Below are 20,618 nucleotides of genomic sequence, written 5' to 3' on the forward strand. Positions count from 1 at the left end.
CGGAGCCACGCCGTTGGGGCGTGGGTTTCCTCGGTGCCTTTGCGGGCACGATAACGGGTACGGATGACGGGGTCGTGACGGTCGTATCGAAAGTAGCGGGCATGGATCGCGGAGCAAACAAGGTCGGTACGGGATCGCGAGGTTTCGCGGTAGACTAGCTGCTCAACTCTACGTCACAGTTTCCGATCTGAAGGCAGTATTCGGGATGTTTGTTTTCACTCTTGAAGGTTTCTCGCCCGCGGCACTTTCGTGTTATGGAGCATCCTGGAATCGCACCGAAACGATTGACGCGATGGCGGCCCACGGGACGGCTTGGGATCGGGTGGTCACCCCGGTCGTCGACCCGACCGAGCAGATCGATCGATGGCTGACGTCGAAACAGTTTCCTGCCGACAACATGACCGTCGTGACGGACGACGAACGGATCGCCGAATTGCCCGCTGCCGACCGGATCGGCGATTTGATCGTGATCCCGCCGCGGACCCGCAATCTGGCTGAAACGTTGGAGGAAACCAATCTCGCGTCGCTCGCTGCGATCGCGTCCGAACAACTTCCCGACAACCCACACGTGTGGCTGCACAGTCGATTTTTGACACGGTGCTGGGACGCACCACGCGAGTTGTTCCCGATCGATCAACTCGACGAAGCAGACCTCGAACCGATGGATCCGTCCGAATCGATCGAACACGAATTGAACGCCACCGGTGACGTTCGCAGCACCGTGCCGCCGATTCTCGATGACACCGAACCGCCTCGTCGGATCATCCATCCGGACGATGATCCCGATTGGGTCATGGCGTGGATGCGAACCTATGGTTGCCAGATTCGCTTGATCGACGCGGTAGCCCACCTGATGAATTCGATCGCCGAATCGAGCGGACACTCAGCCGCGATTCTCGCCGGATCGAGCGGATTCGCGCTGGGGCAAAATGGTGCAATCGGACACCGCAGCGGACCGCTCCGGTCGTGTCACCTGCACGTGCCACTGTTGTCGATCGGCTTTCCAAAAGGGGACACTCAGAAACCTAGCGGCATTGGCATTCGCGACCGGCGGGTCAGCTCAGCGGACATCCTTCCCGACGTCATGAACATGTTGAGCGACAACGCCTCAACGCCGCCCATCTCTCCGCAGATCTGGGCGGGCGGCGCGAGCGAACCATCGCAAACGACCGATATAACGCCGCAGGTCGTCACCCAACTCGGCGAGTCGAACGTCGCGATCACGACCGAGAATTGGTTCTATGTCCGCGAAAACGCAAACGCCGAAATCCTGTCGAACTCCGAGGATGATTCCGCCACGGATCCTCAATCGTATGATTCGCCGCTCGGCGTGCATGACGGCATGGGCAACCTGTTTCTCAAACCCGACGATCTCAATGACACCAACGACGTCGCGCGGCTGAGGCACGATGTGACCGAAGAACTCGAAGAAACACTCGCATCGTAATTCCATATGCGAAGAGTCACTGTCCCTGACAACGAAACAGCCTTCTCAACACAGCGACGCCCAACTCAGGAGCGTCCGCAACGACCGGGCCCGATTATGACGGAGCGAGTTCCTGCTTGGCTTTCTGCAGGAACTGCAACGCTTCCATCGGTGTCATGCTGTCGAGATCCGCGTTCTCGATCTGTTGAATCAACGGATGATCGGCATAACCAAACAAAGTCAACTGGAACGTGTCGCCTGATTTGCTGGGGGCAGGCGGCGCGATCGTTGGCCGGTCGTGGTTGTCCCGATGATCGGTTTCGAGTTGGAACAGAATGTCTTTGGCACGCTCGTTGACTTCCGGTGGGATGCCCGCCAACCGAGCAACCTGGATACCGTAACTCTTGTCCGCACTCCCGCTGACGATCCGGTGCAGGAACACCACCTCTTCCTGCCACTCTTTCACCGCGACGTTTAAATTACAAACACGCGGGAGGGTTTCTTCCAACGCGGCGAGTTCATGGTAGTGCGTTGCAAACAGCGTTCGACAGCCGATTTGTTCGTGCAAATGCTCGGTGATTGCCCACGCGAGCGACAAACCGTCGTACGTGCTGGTGCCGCGACCGATCTCATCGAGAATCACCAGACTGCGTGAGGTAGCGGTGTTGAGGATGCGAGCCGTTTCGACCATCTCGACCATGAACGTACTCTGCCCACGGCTGAGTTCGTCGCTCGCACCGACGCGTGCAAAGATCCGATCGGCGACACCGATTTCGGCCGATTCCGCCGGCACAAAACTGCCCGTTTGAGCGAGCAAAGTGATCAACGCGACCTGCCGAATGTACGTGCTCTTACCCGCCATATTCGGCCCCGTGATCAACAGGATCATTCCCGTTTCGGGACTCTGCATGCAGTCGTTCGGCACAAACTCGCCATGCGGCATCGACACGTCGAGAACCGGGTGGCGCCCGCCTTCGATCCGCAGCACGCTGTCGTCGGTAATCTTCGGCCGATTCCAATGATGCTGCGCGGCGACTTCGGCGAACGCGGCGAGAACATCCACCCGCGCGATCGCGTCAGCGACTTCCTGCAACACGGCGAGGTTCGCGTGCGCCATCTGACGCAGTTGTTGGAAAATATTCTGTTCGCGAACGGTCGCCTGTTCATCGGCGGCGAGGACTTTCTCCTCGTACTCTTTGAGTTCCGGCGTGATGTAGCGTTCGGCGTTCTTGAGCGTTTGCTTGCGGATAAAGTCGTCGGGGACTTTGTCTTTGTGGGCGTTGGAGACCTCGAGGTAGTAACCAAAAACTCGGTTGTAGCCGACCTTCAGGTTCACGATCCCGGTTTCGTCCATCTGACGCTGCTGATAAGAGGCAATCCATTGTTTGCCCCCTTTTGCGAGTTCACGCAGCGAATCGAGTTCCTCGTCATAGCCGGGGCGGATGAAGTTTCCGTCGGCCGCGGCGATGGGACATTCATCCGCGAGAGCGTTCTCGAGATTGGTGCGAAGTTCAGGACACAAATGCAGGTGCGATTCGATCTCGGTCAGGCAATGGCTGACTCGATCAGTCAGTCGTGCTTTGAGAGTCGGCAGGCCGCAGAGCGTCACCGCAATCTGTTGCAGATCCCGCGGCCCGGTTCGTCCGGTCGCGATCCGGGCGAGCAACCGAGTGAGGTCGTAGGTTTCGCCCAAGATCTTTCGCACGTCGCTGCGGAGCGAATGATTCGACACGAATTCCGAAACCGCATCGGCTCGGTAGGCGATGTCGTCTGGCGAAATGAGTGGCGCGGCGAGGTAGTCACTGAGCAACCGCGATCCCATCGGGGTCACGGTCCGGTCGACCACGCCGAGCAACGCTCCGTCGCGGCTACCGCTGCGCATCGTTCGATTGATCTCGAGACTGCGGCGCGTCGCGGCATCGATCTGCAACACCGGGCTGCGGTTATGACAGGCCAGCGTGCGGAAGTGATCGAGCGAACCGCGTTGGGTTTCTTGCAGGTACGACAGCACCGCTCCGGCGGCGCGAATCGCGGGTCCCGAATCGGACTCGAACCCGAGGCCCTCGAGGCTAGAAACCGACAACTGCTTGGTCAGTGATTTCTCTGCCGCGTCGCGTGCGAAACTCCACGCCGGACGCCGCGTCCAAACCCACGGCATGGTCGTGTCGGGATGAATGTGCGGATCGTCCTCGCAGTAGATCACCTCGGCCGGAGCAATCCGGGCCAACTCGTCATCGAGACGCACGCGAGGGAACACGCCGGTTTCGAAACGACCGCTCGAGAGCTCCGCCCACGCGACGCCGACCATTTGAGTCGCCGGTTCCTCGCCCTGGGATAGTGTCTTGCCGTTCGCCTTGCCGCCTTTGCGTTTGCCCGATGCGCTCGGCACGAACACCGAGGCGATGTAGTTCGGCTCTCGTGGATCGAGCAGCCCCTCGTCGGTCAACGTTCCGGCGCTGACGACTCGGGTCACCTCGCGACGGACCAACCCTTTGGCCTGTTTGGGGTCTTCGACCTGTTCGCAGACCGCGGCTCGGTAACCGGCACGGATCAGCTTCTGCAGATATTGGTCGAGTTGATGATGCGGGAACCCGGCCATTGCGGTCGGATTCTCGCTGTCCTTGTCTCGGCTCGTGAGATTCAAGCCGAGGATCCCCGCCGCGGTTTTCGCGTCGTCGAGAAACAACTCGTAGAAGTCGCCCATGCGAAAGAACAGCAATGCGTCGCCGCACGCCTCTTTCGCTTCGTGATATTGTCTCATCATCGGTGTCATGACGAGAATCCTAGCGATCTGTCCGCCGGTCGGACAGAACCGGACGATCACATTTGTGAGTAAGGCTTGGGCGAGAGAACGAATTTATCGATGTGGCTGACCGTACCGGCAAACCGCGGATTCTTGCTCAGCACTTTCCAATCCGGATGGACGCGGAACGCCTTCCACGCCGCCTGACGCGCCTGCTCGTTCGGATAAACCGTCAGATACGTCAGGTTCGGCATCTGCGGTCCGACCACGCACTGCCCGATGAAAACCGGAATGACGCCGCTGTCGAGGAAGATCGGCACTTCGCCCTTGTTGAACATCTCCACCTTCAGATCGCCGAGCCGTTCGTTCGCACTTTCGTACAACCGCAGTTCGTAAACCCGGTCGTCGTTTTGCAGAGTCTCCGCGTCGACCTTCCAACGAGGCCAACACGCCATCGACGAAAGCACCTCGCTGCGGATCCGCCGGTACGGTGCATTCTTTGGTTTGCAATCGAGGTAATCTTTCGCCGCGGAGGTGTACTGAGCGTCCGCGGAAACGGCGTCGCGGATCGACGCGATCTGGTCGAGCGACTCGTACGGGATCACGACGACGATCACTTCGGCGCCCGTGTCGTCACTCTCGTTGGGCGCAAACACGCCGACCGCATCGATCCCGTGTCGGTTGAGTGCCGGGACGAGTGCCTGTTTCAAGTACTTATCAACTTCGGCGGCGTCCCCCTTCGGACCGAGATCGTAGGTGCGGATCTCGTAATACTGCGACCCGGCGGCTGGTTCTTGATCAGCAGCATTCGAGGTCGTTTGGGCAAGCGCGGGGGGCATAGAAAAAGAGAGCACGGCGACCAACATCAGGCTGGCCACACGGAGAGGTCGAAACGACATGGCGGGGCAATCGGGCAATTCAGAGAGGCGGGAAATTGGAACCGCAACGGTTCGCGAATCCCCAGCATAGCCGAACCGTGAATCGGTCGGCGAGTGGCCACGAGAGAAGGTGTCCGCAGACGGTAATCGCCAAGCGAGCGTCCGCGACCGGGCACATCATGTCCCCGGCCCGTGGAGTCGTCGTGAAAAGAGACCGAAAGCCCCCGGATGCCCGTGAAAACGCTGTTTTCGCGGAATTGACGTGGTTTTCGGACGATTCAACGAACGTCAGCCCATGGCCGCGAGCTGACCGCGTTCGGCTCCACGCGAAGGCGAACTCGCGGAGGTATGGACTAGCCTACGTACCTGCGCATCCGGGTCAACATCTGTTTTTTCGATTTCATGATTCCCGCCGAGCAGCGGCATTCCCGCCGCCGAAACTCGTGCAGGACACCCTGTTCTCTAACGAGCGGCGAGAGCGAGGTTTGCGTCGAGATCGCCGGTCGGGAAAGATTTGCCAGCAAACCCGTCAAATTTCCTCACGAATACCAAACGGGGGGCACCGCCGAGGGTCGCCTCGTCGCGACCGTGAGGGTACCCTGGCAATCCTCGAACGCCCCGCCAAGCTTTCGCACATTTCGCCGCCCCTCGAACCCGGAAGGAAATACCCAATTGAACGATCCAATGGCAGCCGACACCGCCTCATTGAGGGGGCCCGTCCACCTCGCTGTTGACCTCGGAGCATCAAGCGGGCGGGTGATCGCGGGAGCATCGGACGGCGGAAAATTGCGGCTGGCGGAAGTTTGGCGGTTCGAGAACAAACCGGTCCGTGTCCAGAACGACCTGCTGTGGAATCACCTCGGTTTGTGGCAAAACATCACCGAGGGCCTCCGCCGGGCAAACGACCAGGTCGGCGGCAGCGGCGACGCCGAGATCGCATCGGTCGGCGTCGATACGTGGGGCGTCGACTTCGGTTTCCTTGATGAAAAGAACCAATTGATCGGCCCGGTGCGTTGCTACCGTGACCCGCGAAACGTCGGCCGGCTCGACGACGCATTGCAACGATTGTCGCGCGAAGAAATCTTCGCCGAGTCGGGGCTGCAGTTCATGGAAATCAACACGGTATATCAACTGCTCGCCGCCCAACAGGCCCGCGACGTCGGATACCAGAACGCGTCTTCGCTGCTGATGATGGCGGATCTGTTTCACTGGATGCTGTCCAACGAACGGACGATCGAAGCCACCAACGCGTCGACGACCCAGTTGCTCTCGCCGGAGACCGGAACGTGGTCCGCCAAATTGCTCGACACGTTCGGTTTCCCCTCGCAGTGGTTCCCCAAACCGACCCCGGCGGGAACCCCGATCGGCGTCGTCCAAGGCAGCGCCGCGGAGATCACCGGACTGCACAACGTGCCGGTCATCACGCCGGCCACCCACGACACGGCGTCGGCGGTATTGTCGGTTCCCGCCGAAGAGTTCGCGCCCGCGTCGCCGGATTGGTGCTACATCAGTTCGGGAACCTGGTCGTTGATGGGTGTTGAGTTGCCCGCCCCCAAGGTCACACCGCTGTGTGCCGAACTGAACTTCACCAACGAAGGCGGCGTGCACGGCAGCACGCGGTTGCTCAAGAATATCGGCGGTCTGTGGATCTTCCAGCAAATCCGAGCCTCGCTGCAGCGTCGCGGTACGGCCCCGTCGTGGTCGGAGATGGTCGCCGAAGCCGAATCGGCCGCCCCGTTCTCGATGCTGATCAACCCGGACGATCCATTGTTGCTGGCGCCGACCGACATGATCGACGCGATCGGCAGCCTCGCGACCAAGACCGGCCAATCCGCTGCGGCCAACAACGGCGTACTGTTTCGTGCCGCCCTCGAAGGACTCGCGCTGCGTTATCGCGTGACGCTCGAATCGCTCGAGCGGTTGACCGGGTCATCGATCCGGACGATCCATATTGTCGGTGGCGGTTCGCTCAACTCATTGCTCTGCCAAATGACGGCCGACGCCTGCAACCGCACGGTCGTCGCCGGCCCCGTGGAGGCGACCGCGATCGGAAATGTCGTGATGCAAATGATCGGATCGGGACGTTTGGGCAGCATCGAGGAAGCACGCCGACTCGTCCGGAACAGTTTCCCGACGCAAACCTACACACCGCAAAACAGCGAGGTCTGGGACGAACCGGCCGGTCGGTTTGCGGAACTGTAACGTTCACCGACGCGAGCCACGTTGGCTTTCCATCATGGCCCTACCCTGCCGCAGTTTCCATTCGCTATCAACGGCCGCCTGCAACTTCATGACCGCTTCTTCAACCTCGCCCGACGATCTCGAAAGGACGAAGCAACAGATTCGTGCGGCGGCTCACTCGGCCCGCGATACCGAACCGGACAAGGATCTCGCCAGCCGCGCGATCACCGACCGCCTGTTCACGTTGCCTCAGTACGCCGCCGCGGAGTACGTACTGTGGTACATCGATGTTCGATCCGAAACACGGACCCGGCACGCGTTGCCCGAAGCCCTTGAGGGTGGCAAAAACGTGGTTGTTCCTTATTGCATCGGTGAAGAACTCGGGCTATTTCATCTAGAATCAGTCGACGAACTGGCGACCGGCAGGTTCGGGATTCTCGAACCAAAAGAATCGCTGCGTCCCTTGAAGGAGAAACGCGTCCCGATCGATCGTATCGACCTGATCCTGGTTCCCGGTGTCGCCTTTGACCGACAGGGTGGACGGATCGGCCACGGCAAAGGCTACTACGATAAACTGCTCGCCGGTGCGAGGACCGACACACTCCGGGTCGCGTTGGCCTATGAATGCCAGTTGTTCGATGAGATCCCGATGATGCCGCACGACGTTGCCATGAACCTGGTCATCACCGAAACGGCGGTCTACCGCGTGAGTGAAACGGCAGCGTGAGGTATCTTTTCGAAACACGGTCGATCACCGTGTTGGATAAAATTCCGAAGACACGTCAATGCAGGCCCACGCGGGAGCGTCGGCTCGATCGAAAAGTTGTGGCAAAATGGTAATCAATGCGGCGGTGCACTACGCATGCTTGGCGATGATGGATCTGGCGATCCACGGCGAGGACGGTGCGCCTGTCCGGTCGAGCGAAATCATCCGCCGCAACGATATCCCGGGCCCGTTCCTGGTTCAAATCCTGCGAACACTCAAATCGACCGGGTGGATCAAAGCCATCCGCGGCAGCCAGGGCGGTTACCAACTCGTCGTCCAGCCCGATTCGATCACGCTGCTCGACATCGCCGAAGCGATCGGCTGTCCAGACTCGATCGCACCGGCGAAAGACGACGAGCCGACTGCTCAGCAAGCACTCAAGAAACACTGGCGTGCCGCCGACGAACAATCTCGCATCCAACTCAGCCGCGTGCGTCTGGGCGACGTCATCCGCAGCATCCAAGAGAGCGACGAACCGATGTTCTATATCTGAACCGTTCTCACGCTGGCTGGCTTATGAAATTTGCAATAAACTCTGCCGCTCGGATCGCTCCGCGTGGTTGCGGTTTGTGCACGAGCGGTTGGGAATCCGCGAGAGATCGGCATACAAGGGCTCCGCTCCTGCTTGAACAGCGGTCCGTCGCTGTTTTGACCACACTCCCTCTCCCGCGAAATGTAATTGTGGCGCAAAATTCGCTTCGAAATTGGCTCGTGGCGCCCAATACGGGCGGAAAAATTGCCAACTAAATGCGACAATCGATAAATCAGGCGTGGGTGAGTTGCTCACGCGGCAACGTCTCGGGGAAAGGGCATTCATGCTGAAATTGGAATCAAAGTCGGAAGGATCCGTGCCGCAGCCGCACGAAAGCCATTTCTATCACAACCTCGTTCCCGCCTACCAAGCCCTCTGGCCAGCGGTCGCGAAACGACGCATCCAAGCGAACCTTTCCAACCTGAATATCCCCGCCGGAACCGACGTCCTCGAAGTCGGCGTCGGCACCGGAATGTCGCTCGAAGCCTATCCCGAACACGCGAACGTTCTCGGCGTTGACTTGTCGGAGTCGATGTTGGCGGAAGCGGAAGCCTCGATCGCCAAGAACGATTGGAAGCACATCGAGGTGCGTTCCATGAATGCAGAAGAATTGCAGTTCGACGACGCCAGTTTCGACCTCGTGACGTCGTTCCACACGATCAGCGTCGTGTCACGGCCTGACAAAATGATGCGTGAAATGGTCCGGGTCTGCAAACCGGGTGGCCGTCTCCTCGTGATCAACCACTTCCGCAGCGAAAATCCGTTGATCGCCCGCGTGGTCGACTCGGCCGGCGGAATCACACGTCGACTCGGATGGCGAACCGACCTCGACGTCAACGGTCTGCTCAACGAGCTGCCGATCGAAGTCGAAAGCCTTCACAAGAACAACCCGCTGTCGTTGTTCCGCGTCCTCGTTGCCAAACGAGTGTAAGTACGGCAAAGTTCCATACTGCCGCGGGTCAAATTTCCACGGCGTCGGCATCGACTTCGATTTCTCTTCCCATCCAGAATGGCGTCGTCGCAAACCAAGCGACCGTTCCGGCCAACGCGGTCCACTTGACCGCATCGTGGCTAATCATACCGCCGAAGTAAACGACGCTCGGCACGATCACGAACGCCATCGCGATCATGGAAATCAGTTTTAGGATTGGTTTCATTTCTAGTCGGTTCGGTTAGTGGTTGAGGTTTTCCTAATCGCGATCAAGCATTCGATCAGCCGACGGGCGTTAGCCCCGGTACTCGATCAAAAACCGCGACGAACTCCCTTTGGCAGATCAACTCTCAGCAAAAGTCTCCCGTCCGAAGCCCGGCGACTCCGGCTACGTTCATGCGATGGCTCGTGGTTGCATCATTTTGCTAAGCACAAAATAAATCGCTCCTGACGCGACCCAACACGGCACCACCGCGTATGCAGCGAACAGTTTGTCGGGGAACAACGACGTCGGAACAAAGATCAAATACAAACCGATTGCGACCGGGATCGCCCAAGCCAGCAACACAGCGATGTTGATGGACTGGCCGCTGTGGAACGCGTTTTCTTCTCGCATCCCAAATCGTTTCATCAGGTAATGATCGACAAAAATGATCGCCCCCATCGGACCGAGCACCGTGCCGTACGTGCCGACGAACCCCAACAGTTGATTCGAAAGATTCGGAAACGAACCTGCAATGGTCGCAACGGTTCCGGCGACCAACGTCATCGCGACCCGAGGACTCTTTGGGAAGACTCCTTGGAACGCGAGGCCCGCGCGATAGATCGTCGGGTTTGCCGTCGTCCATCCGGCGATGATCACACAAATGATCCCGGTCCAACCGAGCGCTCCCCACGCGAGTGCTCCCGGGTTCGCGGTCGTGTCCTGAGACAGTTTGATTTGAGCGGCGAGCAACAATCCGGCCGCGATCCACGCCATGTAGTGTCCGAGAAACATGCCGATCGCCGGCGCCCAACCGGAATTGGCACTGCGGGCGAAACGGAAGATCGACAGGTCCGCCATTCCGAAATGCATCGCCCCATTGCACAACCACGCGAAGACAACAATTTGCCAAAAACCAAACCGCTGCACGCCGTCTTTTTCTTGCACGAAATCGATCGCATCCTGCCAAAACTTGCCCTCGCTAAGAGCCGCAATCGAATTCGCATCCATCTGCACCAACGAGACAATCCCGCAGGCCGCAAAGATTGCGATCATCCACGGGGCGGCGATGTTGGCGACCTGGGCAACGACCTGATAGCCCGCCGCGGCGATGATCGACATCACGACGCCAACGCCAATCACGATCAACGTGAAGTCAGTGCTGCCCAACGCAAAGGTCTCTTCCGGCACTTCGAACATCGTCCCGAACGGGATCCCCACCGCACTCGCCGAGACCGTCACCATCGCACCGGCGAGGAAACAGAACAACACACCGTTGACGACGTTATACAGCTTGACCAAACGGTCCCCGGCGATCCGTTCGAGTTGATAGTACAACGTCATCCGTTTGGCGATCGCGATCGGGGTGACTAGAAAACGCCACGTCAAAACCGCGAGGAGGTTTCCGATCAACAGCCCGAGCAGCAAATCCTGTAGGCTCGCTCCGGCGGCGAGAAACAACGGGCCGATCATGAACTCCGTTCCGGCGGCGTGCTCCCCCGCGTACATGCCCCAAAACTTGCCCGCGCCGAGTCGAGCCGATTCCGGAACCGATTCGCGTTCGAATTCACCGCTCGTCGCGGTTTCCGCTTCGACTTGATTGTCCGCTTCTACCTGGTTCTCATTGCGCAATGAATCATTCCTTGCAAAGTACGCGCAGGGCGCGTTCGTGGGGATAAGCAGTTATGAAAAAGTCAGCTGAGGCGGTGCGACTACACCGCCACCGCCGATTCACACGGCGGTTTACGGGGCGGTTTACGCGGTTGCAACCGTTTCCGGATGCGATTCGCTGCGTCGGGAAAGTACCGAAGATTCGTAGTCAGCGACCGCCGACATCCAGTTTCGACCAAAGGGGACACCCGCTGTTTCGCAGTAGTAATCCCAAACCGCGCCGAACGGCATCGTCTTTTGCTCTTCCATCAACGCGAGCCGCGATGTGAAGTCACCTTCCTGTTCTAACCGTTGCAGTTCGTCGCGTGGCTCGAGCAACGCCATCAACAACGCCTTGAGCGTGTTGCGTGTTCCGATCACCCACGCAGACACACGATTGATGCTCGCGTCAAAGAAGTCCAACCCGATGTGGACTCGGTTCAGGTAATCACCCCGAACGATTTCCTGCATGATCGCCTGCAACTCATCACTCATCGTGACGACATGGTCGCTGTCCCAACGAACACCGCGGCTGACGTGCAACAACAACTCGGGGACATACAACAATGTTGAGGATATCTTGTCGGAGATCACCTCGGTCGGATGAAAGTGACCTGCGTCGAGACACAGGACTTTGTTGCGCGTGATCGCGTAGCCCATGTAGAACTCATGCGAGCCGACCACGTAGCTCTCCGAACCGATGCCGAACAGCTTGCATTCGACCGAATCGAGCGTTTCAGACGCGTTCATCGATTCGGCAAAGATACGGTCGAGCGAATCGGCGAGACGTTTCCGTGGGGCGGTGCGATCGGCGGGCAGGTCTTTGTACCCGTCCGGCACCCAAAAGTTGTTCATGCACGGCGAATCCTGCGCCTTGCCCATCGCGGCCGCAATGCGTCGGCAAGCGATGCCGTGTTCGATCCAAAAATCACGGATGCCCGAATCGGGGTGAGCCAGCGTGAATCCGTCGTCGGCGTTGGGGTGGGAAAAATAGGAAGGGTTGAAATCGAGCTGGACGCCCTGGCCGCGGGCCCATTCGATCCACCCTTGAAAATGCTCCACACCGATTTCGTTTCGCTCGACGGGCTCATCGAACTCGCCATAGATCGCGTGCAGATTCAACCGGTGACTGCCCGGGATCAACGCGTAGGCCTTTTCCAAGTCGCTGCGCAGTTCCTCGGGGTTCCTCGCACGACCGGGGTAATTGCCGGTAACGGCCAGTCCGCTGCCGAGCGTTTGGCCCGTGTTCTCAAACCCGGCAACGTCGTCTCCCTGCCAACAGTGGACCGAAACCGAGACGTCGCGAAGCCGCGCCAGTGCCGCTTCGACATCGACGCCCACGCTTTGATACTGCTCAACCGCCAACGCGTAGGCGGTTTCGAGCCTAGAAGAACTGGTCATTTATTTCGCTCTGGATCCGAGGAGTTCGGCAGACTAGGTTGATGTTAACAGAAGCACCGAAGGAAGCCATTCTCCCCGCTATACAAGCACTAAGAAGACCTGCTCCACCGAAGCTGCTCCAAACAGTAGCCAATCGCGAGCCCACATGCCCGCACATTTGTGCGCAGCGACAGCACAAAAGTGCCACATCTCGCATTTTTTCACGGATTCCCATGACTGAGCCCATTCGAGTCCTCCGCAAAAACCAGTTCTTCCACACCGATGGCTTCCCGATTGTCGTCACGCGACGCGACCCTCAGGAACCGTTCGGACTGCATGCCCACGAGTTCTGGGAGATCGTGATCATCACCGGTGGCAAGGGGCGTCACGTCACCGGCGTCGACTCGTACGAGTTGTCGGCCGGCGATGCGTTCGTGATCGGTGGGGCCAGGCCGCACGACTACCAAGACCTCGAAGAACTGCGGCTGATCAACATCCTCTTCGACAACGATGAGCTGCCATGGGATCTCGGTGACCTCAGCGAGATGCCCGGCTACCACACCTTGTTCACGCTCGAACCCGCGTTCCGGCAACGCCACCGCTTCGACAGCCGCCTGCGGCTCGAGCCAATGGACCTGGCGTTCGCCATTGAAACGATCGAGAAACTCGAGCACGAACTCAACGAACGTTCCGCCGGTTTCCGCGTGCAATCGATGACGTTGATGATGCAGTTGATCACGTTTCTCGCTCGGTGCTACGAACGTTGCCGCACGCCACGCAACCAAGGACTGCTCGAGGTTGCCGACGCGATCGCGCACATTGAAATCAACTACGCCGAAGTGATCACCCTCGACCAACTGATCAAAATCTCAAACATGTCCAGGAGAAATTTCCTGCGAACGTTTGAAACCGCGATGGGTGATTCGCCGATCCAATACCTGATCCGTCTGCGAATCCGCAAAGCATGCGAGCGTTTGCGTGTGAGCGAAAAGAGCATCACCGAAATCGCGATGGATGTTGGGTTCTCCGACAGCAATTACTTCAGCCGCAAATTCCGCGACATCATCGGCATGTCTCCACGAGAGTACAAACGGATGTACCGAGAAATCCCGCTGCCCACCGCCGGCGAACCGGAAACTGCGGAAGCCTCGAGGTAAGGCGGGCGTTGGCCGAGGTGGTCCCAAGAAACAGTGGCTAGCGACAGGGTCGCTGGTGGTGCGTCAAAGCCGAGTTTGAGGGTCGCGAAACTCGCCAAGAGTTTCTGGAGGGCTCGTGAATCACCGAAAGTCTTGGCGACGTTCGCTACGTTCCTTGACCCCTCATTCTTGATCGAGACGCATCGCTAGCCCGACGCGAAAAGGGCTGCTGATTTTAATCAAGAGCCAACCTGTTTTCGTTTAACCGCAATACCGTTCAATGAAGCACCGGGTTGTGGCGTTTTCGTTTAACCGGTAGCCGTAGGCGACGTGCAGTAGCAAGTAGGTCGCCTTTGGCTGCCCGCTAGACGAATAGATCAACAGCCTGGAAAGCGAGTGATTGTGGGTGATCCCTCGCTAGCGCAGCGGGCTAGTAAACCAACAGCCCGTTCGGCAGATCCGTTCTCAGTGAAGATCTCCCGATCGAAGTCTGGCGACTTCGGCTACGTCTTAGAAAACCGCGGCCAATGCCGATCGGCTGATAAGTTTTTGGATTGGTTTGTAGAAGCCCAACGACGACTGGCGAACCACGAAGCCTTCCGCCCCTCCCCCTAGACGCACACGCCGAAACAACAAACCGGCGTCGCGTGGGCGAAGTTCGGCCTCTTTGATTCACAAGCTCTGCAGAGGGGCCCCGGAACGGTATCCAGTGGACTCGCCCTTGACCTGTCGGTGGCATTCCGGCTACCAACGATGCTGACGAAGGCCGGATTTTCGGCCCCGAATCCTCCCCAATCTGTTCCTCAGGACAATCGAAAATGCTTCGACCCGTTTTGTTGGCCATCGCGGTCGCGTTCGTTTCTCTCGGCACCGCCCCCGCACAAACCGCGATGGCAGACGAGATCGTTTCGTACCGGTGCGAGAAATGGACCGCCCGTCACGAACACGATAAAAAGCAAGCCGACCAAATCTACGAAACGCTGAAAAAACTCAAATGTGAAGTCGAACGACACAGCCACAACGGGCATATCGATATCAAATATCGGTGCCCCAAATGGCTCAGCCATAAGGCCAAAACACACGCCGATGCTCACAAACTCGAAGCATGGTTGAAGGCCCTGAAGTTCGAAACCAAGCACGAGCACTAAATGTCGTTTCCGATCTCTCCGGCGGCAGCACTCGGCGCCGCCCAACTGGCCGGCCGTGCGATCGAAAGCACGGCGAACGCGGTCGCGGACTTTGCCGACGTCCTCGGAAATAACGAGGCCGCCGACACGGCTGCGCAAGGCTCAGACGCTGCGGATTCTGGATCGGCGGACAGTTCGGCCGAGGCAACCGATTCGCTCCGCGGGTTGCTGTCGGATTGGATGCGTCAGTTCGGGTTCCAAGGCGACGAATCGGTCCAAGTGCAGCTCGACGCAGTTAGCGGCGGCGTGCAACTCGAACTCGCCGACGCGTCTCCTGCCGATCAAGCTCGATTGAGCGATTTGCAGGCTCGAATCAATAACGACGTTGATCTGCGAGAGTCAATCGTCGGTGCGCTAAAACAGATCCCCGGCGAATCGGTTTCACTGTAGCGGAAGCTCCCGAAGTCTTGGCGACTTCGGCGACGATGCGTCCCCAATCTCTCGCAGCTGAATTCGCCCGATTTCCGACCGAGCACGACGAGTGGTGCGTCACAATCAAGAGTGAGGGTTCAAGGGCGTCGCGAAAGTCGCCAAGACTTTCGGTGATTCACGAGCCCTTCCGAAGTTCTTGGCAGGCTGTTGATTTATTCGTTTAACGGCAATACCGTTCAATTTTCGTTTAACCCGTGCCCGAAGGGTAGGCTGTGTTCCGTCAAGCGTCGCCTACGGCTACCGGTTAAACGAAAACAGGTTGACTCTTGAATAAATCGACAAACTCTTGGCGAGTTTCGCTACCCGAAAACGAGGCTTTGACGCGCCACTAAATCGGGCAACCCCGTTCAACCCATTCGCTGGTCGCGTCCCAATCGTCGGTTGCTTCGGCGGGTGTTTCTCCGATCAATCCGCACACCCATCCCAACGCGATCAGGCGTTCGCAAACGACGCCGGGATCGAGCACCTTGGAAAGATCTTTTCCGGTTTGCTCGGACGCGATAATTGCGTGCAACGACTGGTAATGCAACTCGGCGGCGTCAAGTAACTCAGCCGTGCCACGCAGTCTCGCTTGTTCGACGATTGCTTCATCGGGCAAGTCAATCATCAGCCGCGTCGTCGAGGTCAGATCAGCACGCTCGTCTGGCCACGTTAATTCAAACTGCATGTCCAACGCCCACTGCAACGTCGCCAGCGCCTCGTACCGCCACACCAACTCCGACGCGGTCTGTGCCAAACCGCCCTGAGTCGCTGGAGAAACCTCCGCGTCAAAGAAGGCTCGCTCGCGCGGCGTCATCGCCTCGTACCCGATCGGACATCGCTCTCTCATTCGGTCAGCGTCAATCACTCGGCCACTGAGAATCGACTCGGCTCGCGTCGCAATCAAGAACGTTGCGATCGCACGTCGAGCGACGTTTGCCGGCGATCGCACCTCGACCTCGAGGCTGCTGCGGATCGGCAGCACGCCGTCGACCGGATCGATCAATCGGTTGTTCAATTGGACGGCGACACTCGCCTTTCGCTGACGCGACTCGACCGGGAATGGAATCACGGCTTCCGCGTCCGGACCGTTGGCTTCGCGATCGAGCAGCAATCGACCGTTGGGATCGAGCACGCGATGGTCGGGCGAAACCAACAGAGCGTTCGCCTCGGTTGCCCAGCGATAAAGCTCCTCGCCGGCGGCGTTGACGGCGAACGCCTGTTTGCCGTGTCGCAGGTGGGCGCGGATCGGGTTAGCGATCGGGGCCGCAAACCCGGGAGCAGATTCATCGTCGAGCCATGCGAGGCACGCGTCAACGTCTCCCGTTTCAGAATCCCCGGGCTGCTCCTGCTGCCCCGGTTGAATCGGGGTGACGTTTTCAGCCAGCGACGCGGAGGGCTCCGGAGTCTTCCAGAGCGTCGAAACCGCATAGAGCCGGCCGCTCGATTGTCCATCGGCCGGCGGATTGCCCGCCGTTTCCGCTTCAGTGGAATGGTTCGGCGACACCGGGATCAGCCGACGCCCCACTTTTCTTGGAACCAGGCCACCCGGTCGGCGCGACGCGGGCTGTAGTTGGCGGTCGGTTTGAACTTCTCGCGTTTGAGGAAACTGATCATCGACGCCGCAGGCACTTGAGCATGCTGGGTGATCGCGTCGGTGGTTTCCGAATCAGCTTTCCAGTTGTAAAGGATTGCTTTTTCCCGTTCGAACCATTCGTCGAGGTACTGAGCGTCGGTCGAACTGACGACGACGTGCTCGTAATCCTTTTTGCAAAGGAACCCAAGCATCCGTCCCGCCATCTCGCGGGTGCGGGCTGTGTCCCCTTCGCAGGTCGCAGCGGCAACGTTCCACACGGAGGTGAATCCGTGCTCGTCGCAGTCTTCCTTGTTGTATTGCAGGACAACTTCGGGAGCGGGTTGCGGGGCTTCAGCTTCTTCGGTCGGCTCGGTGGTCATAAAAGTCTGAGAACACTCATCGAGGGGATTTGTGAGGAAATCAAAGCACTATTAGACGTAAAATTCTCGTTCTAGAGAAGTCCCCTCCGCAAATTCAACTTGGTGAACGCTCCCCGATGCGTCATACTCAAACCCGCTACGGAGCGCCTGAGCGGCGGTCCGAGCGATAGGATTCCATGGACGCGGTGGCACGGATGGCAGGGAAAAGGACACGACGCAAACGCTCGCATCACGACCCGGCAACCGATCTGCTGCCGCTGAGTGATATGCCGAGCGATCTATCGCTGAGTGATATGCCCAGCAATCTGTCACCTAGCAATCTGTCACCTAGCGGTCCGGCACCGGCGAGAACCTCCGAATCGCCGAACGTGACCGATTCAGAGGACGCCGCTTGCGTAGACGCCGTCTCCATCGATACCGCCGACCGGGTTTCCGAAGCCATCCCCTCAGCGAATTACCGCGTGGATCAGCGGAGCGATCCTGTTCCTGCGGTTTCGCGGTCCATCCGCACTTCCGAAACGTTGATCGAGGGTTTCGGCGGCAACCCGTTTGACCCGTATCACGCCGACCGGATCGAGATCGCGGGGTTCAGCGGCCGACCGACCGAGATGATCGGCGGCGAAACACGTCGAGAACTTCGCGACCAAGTTCAATCGTTGTGCCCGCCGGTTCCGGGCGTGTACGGCATGTTCGACCGATCGGGCGAGTTGATTTATGTCGGCAAAAGCAACTCGCTGCGCAACCGTCTGGCGAGCTACTTCGGCCAATCCGCACGCGGCGAGAAAGCCGGCCGAATCATCGAACACACCCGCGCGATCCAGTGGGAAACGCAACCGAGCGATTTCGCCGCACAACTTCGTGAACAATCGTTGATCCGTCGTTGGGTCCCGCGGTTCAACGTGCAAGGCGTTCCCGAACGCCAACGACCCGTTTACTTGTGCCTCGGTCGCAAACCCGCCGAGACGTTCTACATCGCTTCATCGCCACCCGCGGCATCAGAATGCGTCGCGGTGGAAGGCCCGTTCTTCGGCGCCGGCCGAATGTCGCGTGTCGTCGACGCGTTGAACAAAACCTTCCGGCTGCGCGATTGCAGCCAACAAACCGTGTTCCAGTTTTCAGAACAGTTGTCCTTGTTTGACGACTCACCACGGCCGGGTTGTTTGCGATTGGAAATCGGCACTTGCCTCGGTCCGTGTGCCGCCGCTTGCAGCCGCCAGGAATACGCGACTCGGGTCAGCGAAGCGGAGAGCTTCCTCGATGGGTTCAACGAAGAGCCGTTGATCGCCACACAACAGATCATGGAGAACGCGGCGGCAAACCAACAGTATGAGTTAGCCGGCCGGGCGCGTGACACGCTGAAATCACTCAACTACGCCCAACGCAAACTCGGCCACCTCGCCGACGCGAGGCAAAAGTACTCGTTCATCTACGCAGCCACCGGGTACGACGGGAAGTCGATTTGGTATTTGATCCGTCGCGGTGAAGTCATCGATGTCGCCGCGGCCCCCGCCAACGCATCGCAGTACCGCGAAATCAAACCGTTGATGCGAACCTGGGCGTCGCGTTTAACAGCAGGCAACGGCAAGGTCACGTCCGATCATCCGCACACGGTCTCGGTGGTCGCGGCCTGGTTTCGCAAACACCGACGCGAACTCAAACAATGCTTCGCACCGGAATCCGCCGGCCGAAAATACAGGCACCTCTCTCGCGTCCCGGTCGGTTAAGACGTTCCCGTTGGGGTGGCCCCCATCGCCTCAAGGCCGCACTCCAAAAAGCGCACGAACCACGTAGCGACTGTCTTTCCCAGACGGACACCCACGCACTCACCCCGCACTCGTTCAGTCGAAACGAACCCGCCAAAGCCAGTGGCACCCTCGGTCTCGGAAGCACCGCGCTACGTGGGGGCGTCTGACAATTCGCCAATCACCAGGTTATGGCAAACACGCTGCCGTTATCGCGGTTGCGTCCGCAGATCGCGTTGGGTTTGTACGTCGGATTGTTTGCGTTAAGCCGGATATATCGGATAAAACAGGTAGAAACGGCAACAGAAGGCGACCCAAGCGCCTCGCACGTGACGTAGACTCACATGTTGCTGTTTCCCACCTTTGCCTGCTTCCTTCCTAGGACCAATCGGATTTTTGGTATGACTCAAATTCGCCAGCGAATCTCTTGCTCGCTCGCTCTTCCCGCGTTTCTCGCACTCGCGATGCCACTTGCGGTCGCTGTCGTCGGATCGGCCTCGCCGGTTTCGGCTGCCAGCACGCTGCCCGAGTTCTCGAAGGTTTCCGAGGGATTCGAAAAAGTAGCGGTCTCGGACCAACAGATCGAAAAAGGGTTGTTCAACGTTTGGAAGCGTGAGAAAGACTCCGCGGTCATCGGCGAACTGCCAAAAAACTTCAAAGGCAAGAGCTACTTCATCGCGCTGACGCTCAGCAGCGGTGACCGGTATGCCGGTTTGCAATCCGGTGACTGGGTCGTTCAGTGGCGTCGCTACGATAACCGCCTCGCGTTGATCGCACCGAACCTGGACGTTCGCGCGACCGGCGACGCGGAATCCAAAGCCTCGGTGAAACGACTCTTCACCGACCGCGTTTTGCTCGACGTACCCATCCTCGCGATCGGTCCCCAAGGCGGCCCGGTAATCGATCTCGACAGCCTATTGGTGGGCAGTGCCAGCCGTTTCTTTGGCGGATCGGTTCGTGTCACGAACTCGCGTTTGTATACGATCGAATCGTGCAAGGTCTTCCCTAAAAACGTCGAACTCGCGTTCGAGGTCGTCGGCAGCGGCGGTCGCCTGCAAACGCTGCACTATTCGTTCAGCGAAGTGCCTCGCAGTTCGTCCGGATTCAAACCACGTTTGGCCGATGAACGTGTCGGGTACTTCACCACCTCGTTTTCGGACCTCAGCAAGTACGATTCCGATGATACTCGGGTGCGTTACATCAACCGATGGAAGCTCGAAAAACGCGACCCGAAACTCAAACTCAGCCCACCGAAAGAGCCGATCCGTTTTTACGTCGAACACACCGCCCCGGTGCGCTACCGCCGTTGGATCAAGGCCGGGATCGATTACTGGAACAAAGCGTTCGAGAAGATCGGAATCGTTGACGCGATCGTGATCGAATACCAAGACGCCGTCAGTGGCATCCACATGGAGAAGGATCCCGAGGACGTTCGTTACAACTTTGTACGTTGGCTCAATAACGACGTTGGTACCGCGATCGGCCCGAGCCGCGTGC

Annotated in this window: 16 protein-coding genes and 1 pseudogene; 10 read left to right on the forward strand and 7 right to left on the reverse strand. The window is 58.8% G+C overall.

Going from position 1 to position 20,618, the window contains the following annotated elements; genetic code table 11:
• Positions 1–205 precede the first annotated feature (205 nt).
• Complete coding sequence (locus tag RSSM_RS18630) at positions 206–1,447, forward strand: hypothetical protein (protein WP_008682148.1); 1,242 nt, start codon at positions 206–208, stop codon at positions 1,445–1,447.
• Between the two features lie 94 nt (positions 1,448–1,541).
• On the opposite strand, the gene mutS is transcribed toward RSSM_RS18630, so the two are convergent.
• Both mutS and RSSM_RS18640 read right to left on the reverse strand, forming a co-directional pair.
• A complete protein-coding gene (gene mutS / locus RSSM_RS18635; RefSeq protein ID WP_044302993.1) occupies positions 1,542–4,199 on the reverse strand; it encodes a DNA mismatch repair protein MutS in 2,658 nt (885 codons plus the stop codon).
• A gap of 47 nt (positions 4,200–4,246) precedes the next feature.
• Positions 4,247–5,068: an NIPSNAP family protein gene (locus RSSM_RS18640; RefSeq protein WP_236621231.1), complete on the reverse strand. Its 822-nt coding sequence runs from the start codon at positions 5,066–5,068 to the stop codon at positions 4,247–4,249.
• Between the two features lie 663 nt (positions 5,069–5,731).
• Here RSSM_RS18640 and RSSM_RS18645 point away from each other — a divergent pair.
• The 4 genes from RSSM_RS18645 to RSSM_RS18660 all read left to right on the forward strand — a co-directional run bounded on the left by RSSM_RS18645 (position 5,732) and on the right by RSSM_RS18660 (position 9,457).
• Positions 5,732–7,249, forward strand: a complete 1,518-nt coding sequence (locus RSSM_RS18645; RefSeq protein WP_044302994.1) for a rhamnulokinase — start codon at positions 5,732–5,734, stop codon at positions 7,247–7,249.
• A gap of 88 nt (positions 7,250–7,337) precedes the next feature.
• Entirely contained in the window at positions 7,338–7,955 is a 618-nt protein-coding gene (locus RSSM_RS18650) for a 5-formyltetrahydrofolate cyclo-ligase (RefSeq protein ID WP_008682160.1), read from the forward strand.
• A 106-nt stretch (positions 7,956–8,061) separates the two neighbouring features.
• On the forward strand, positions 8,062–8,487 hold the full coding sequence (locus RSSM_RS18655; RefSeq protein ID WP_044302995.1) for an Rrf2 family transcriptional regulator: 426 nt from the start codon (positions 8,062–8,064) through the stop codon (positions 8,485–8,487).
• Between the two features lie 322 nt (positions 8,488–8,809).
• Positions 8,810–9,457 (forward strand): class I SAM-dependent methyltransferase, encoded by a 648-nt coding sequence (locus RSSM_RS18660; RefSeq protein WP_144059936.1) that lies wholly within the window; start codon positions 8,810–8,812, stop codon positions 9,455–9,457.
• A gap of 28 nt (positions 9,458–9,485) precedes the next feature.
• Here the strand turns inward: RSSM_RS18660 and RSSM_RS18665 are convergent, their stop codons facing one another.
• The 3 genes from RSSM_RS18665 to RSSM_RS18675 all read right to left on the reverse strand — a co-directional run bounded on the left by RSSM_RS18665 (position 9,486) and on the right by RSSM_RS18675 (position 12,710).
• Entirely contained in the window at positions 9,486–9,683 is a 198-nt protein-coding gene (locus tag RSSM_RS18665) for a hypothetical protein (protein WP_008682166.1), read from the reverse strand.
• A gap of 168 nt (positions 9,684–9,851) precedes the next feature.
• On the reverse strand, positions 9,852–11,291 hold the full coding sequence (locus tag RSSM_RS18670; protein WP_008682168.1) for a purine-cytosine permease family protein: 1,440 nt from the start codon (positions 11,289–11,291) through the stop codon (positions 9,852–9,854).
• A 123-nt stretch (positions 11,292–11,414) separates the two neighbouring features.
• Positions 11,415–12,710, reverse strand: a complete 1,296-nt coding sequence (locus tag RSSM_RS18675; RefSeq protein ID WP_008682170.1) for an L-rhamnose isomerase — start codon at positions 12,708–12,710, stop codon at positions 11,415–11,417.
• Between the two features lie 212 nt (positions 12,711–12,922).
• On the opposite strand from RSSM_RS18675, the gene RSSM_RS18680 reads away from it, so the two are divergent.
• The 3 genes from RSSM_RS18680 to RSSM_RS18690 all read left to right on the forward strand — a co-directional run bounded on the left by RSSM_RS18680 (position 12,923) and on the right by RSSM_RS18690 (position 15,402).
• Positions 12,923–13,846, forward strand: coding sequence for a helix-turn-helix domain-containing protein (locus RSSM_RS18680; RefSeq protein ID WP_008682171.1), 924 nt, complete (start codon positions 12,923–12,925; stop codon positions 13,844–13,846).
• A 797-nt stretch (positions 13,847–14,643) separates the two neighbouring features.
• The gene (locus RSSM_RS18685) at positions 14,644–14,973 is read left to right on the forward strand and encodes a hypothetical protein (RefSeq protein WP_008682175.1); all 330 of its coding nucleotides are present in this window, start codon (positions 14,644–14,646) and stop codon (positions 14,971–14,973) included.
• Complete coding sequence (locus RSSM_RS18690) at positions 14,974–15,402, forward strand: hypothetical protein (protein ID WP_008682177.1); 429 nt, start codon at positions 14,974–14,976, stop codon at positions 15,400–15,402.
• 370 nt (positions 15,403–15,772) lie between these two features.
• Here the strand turns inward: RSSM_RS18690 and RSSM_RS18695 are convergent, their stop codons facing one another.
• Both RSSM_RS18695 and RSSM_RS18700 read right to left on the reverse strand, forming a co-directional pair.
• The gene (locus RSSM_RS18695; protein WP_008682179.1) at positions 15,773–16,930 is read right to left on the reverse strand and encodes a DUF4272 domain-containing protein; all 1,158 of its coding nucleotides are present in this window, start codon (positions 16,928–16,930) and stop codon (positions 15,773–15,775) included.
• A gap of 5 nt (positions 16,931–16,935) precedes the next feature.
• Complete coding sequence (locus tag RSSM_RS18700; RefSeq protein WP_008682181.1) at positions 16,936–17,379, reverse strand: hypothetical protein; 444 nt, start codon at positions 17,377–17,379, stop codon at positions 16,936–16,938.
• A 176-nt stretch (positions 17,380–17,555) separates the two neighbouring features.
• Here RSSM_RS18700 and RSSM_RS18705 point away from each other — a divergent pair, with 176 nt between their 5' ends.
• Together RSSM_RS18705 and RSSM_RS35485 are read left to right on the forward strand one after the other, a co-directional pair.
• Positions 17,556–19,103, forward strand: a complete 1,548-nt coding sequence (locus RSSM_RS18705; RefSeq protein ID WP_008682183.1) for a GIY-YIG nuclease family protein — start codon at positions 17,556–17,558, stop codon at positions 19,101–19,103.
• A gap of 482 nt (positions 19,104–19,585) precedes the next feature.
• A pseudogene (locus tag RSSM_RS35485) lies at positions 19,586–20,284 on the forward strand (DUF5117 domain-containing protein); the annotation flags it as partial.
• Positions 20,285–20,618: the final 334 nt, after the last annotated feature.

Source organism: Aporhodopirellula sallentina SM41, from assembly GCF_000346505.1.
Taxonomy (GTDB): Bacteria; Planctomycetota; Planctomycetia; order Pirellulales; family Pirellulaceae; genus Rhodopirellula; species Rhodopirellula sallentina.

Bases quoted from the DNA above. Each gene is read 5' to 3' on its own strand.
- RSSM_RS18630 (WP_008682148.1), top strand. From the start codon at position 206: ATGTTTGTTTTCACTCTTGAAGGTTTCTCGCCCGCGGCACTTTCGTGT.
- mutS (WP_044302993.1), bottom strand. From the start codon at position 4,199: ATGACACCGATGATGAGACAATATCACGAAGCGAAAGAGGCGTGCGGC.
- RSSM_RS18640 (WP_236621231.1), bottom strand. From the start codon at position 5,068: ATGTCGTTTCGACCTCTCCGTGTGGCCAGCCTGATGTTGGTCGCCGTG.
- RSSM_RS18645 (WP_044302994.1), top strand. From the start codon at position 5,732: ATGGCAGCCGACACCGCCTCATTGAGGGGGCCCGTCCACCTCGCTGTT.
- RSSM_RS18650 (WP_008682160.1), top strand. From the start codon at position 7,338: ATGACCGCTTCTTCAACCTCGCCCGACGATCTCGAAAGGACGAAGCAA.
- RSSM_RS18655 (WP_044302995.1), top strand. From the start codon at position 8,062: ATGGTAATCAATGCGGCGGTGCACTACGCATGCTTGGCGATGATGGAT.
- RSSM_RS18660 (WP_144059936.1), top strand. From the start codon at position 8,810: ATGCTGAAATTGGAATCAAAGTCGGAAGGATCCGTGCCGCAGCCGCAC.
- RSSM_RS18665 (WP_008682166.1), bottom strand. From the start codon at position 9,683: ATGAAACCAATCCTAAAACTGATTTCCATGATCGCGATGGCGTTCGTG.
- RSSM_RS18675 (WP_008682170.1), bottom strand. From the start codon at position 12,710: ATGACCAGTTCTTCTAGGCTCGAAACCGCCTACGCGTTGGCGGTTGAG.
- RSSM_RS18680 (WP_008682171.1), top strand. From the start codon at position 12,923: ATGACTGAGCCCATTCGAGTCCTCCGCAAAAACCAGTTCTTCCACACC.
- RSSM_RS18685 (WP_008682175.1), top strand. From the start codon at position 14,644: ATGCTTCGACCCGTTTTGTTGGCCATCGCGGTCGCGTTCGTTTCTCTC.
- RSSM_RS18690 (WP_008682177.1), top strand. From the start codon at position 14,974: ATGTCGTTTCCGATCTCTCCGGCGGCAGCACTCGGCGCCGCCCAACTG.
- RSSM_RS18700 (WP_008682181.1), bottom strand. From the start codon at position 17,379: ATGACCACCGAGCCGACCGAAGAAGCTGAAGCCCCGCAACCCGCTCCC.
- RSSM_RS18705 (WP_008682183.1), top strand. From the start codon at position 17,556: ATGGACGCGGTGGCACGGATGGCAGGGAAAAGGACACGACGCAAACGC.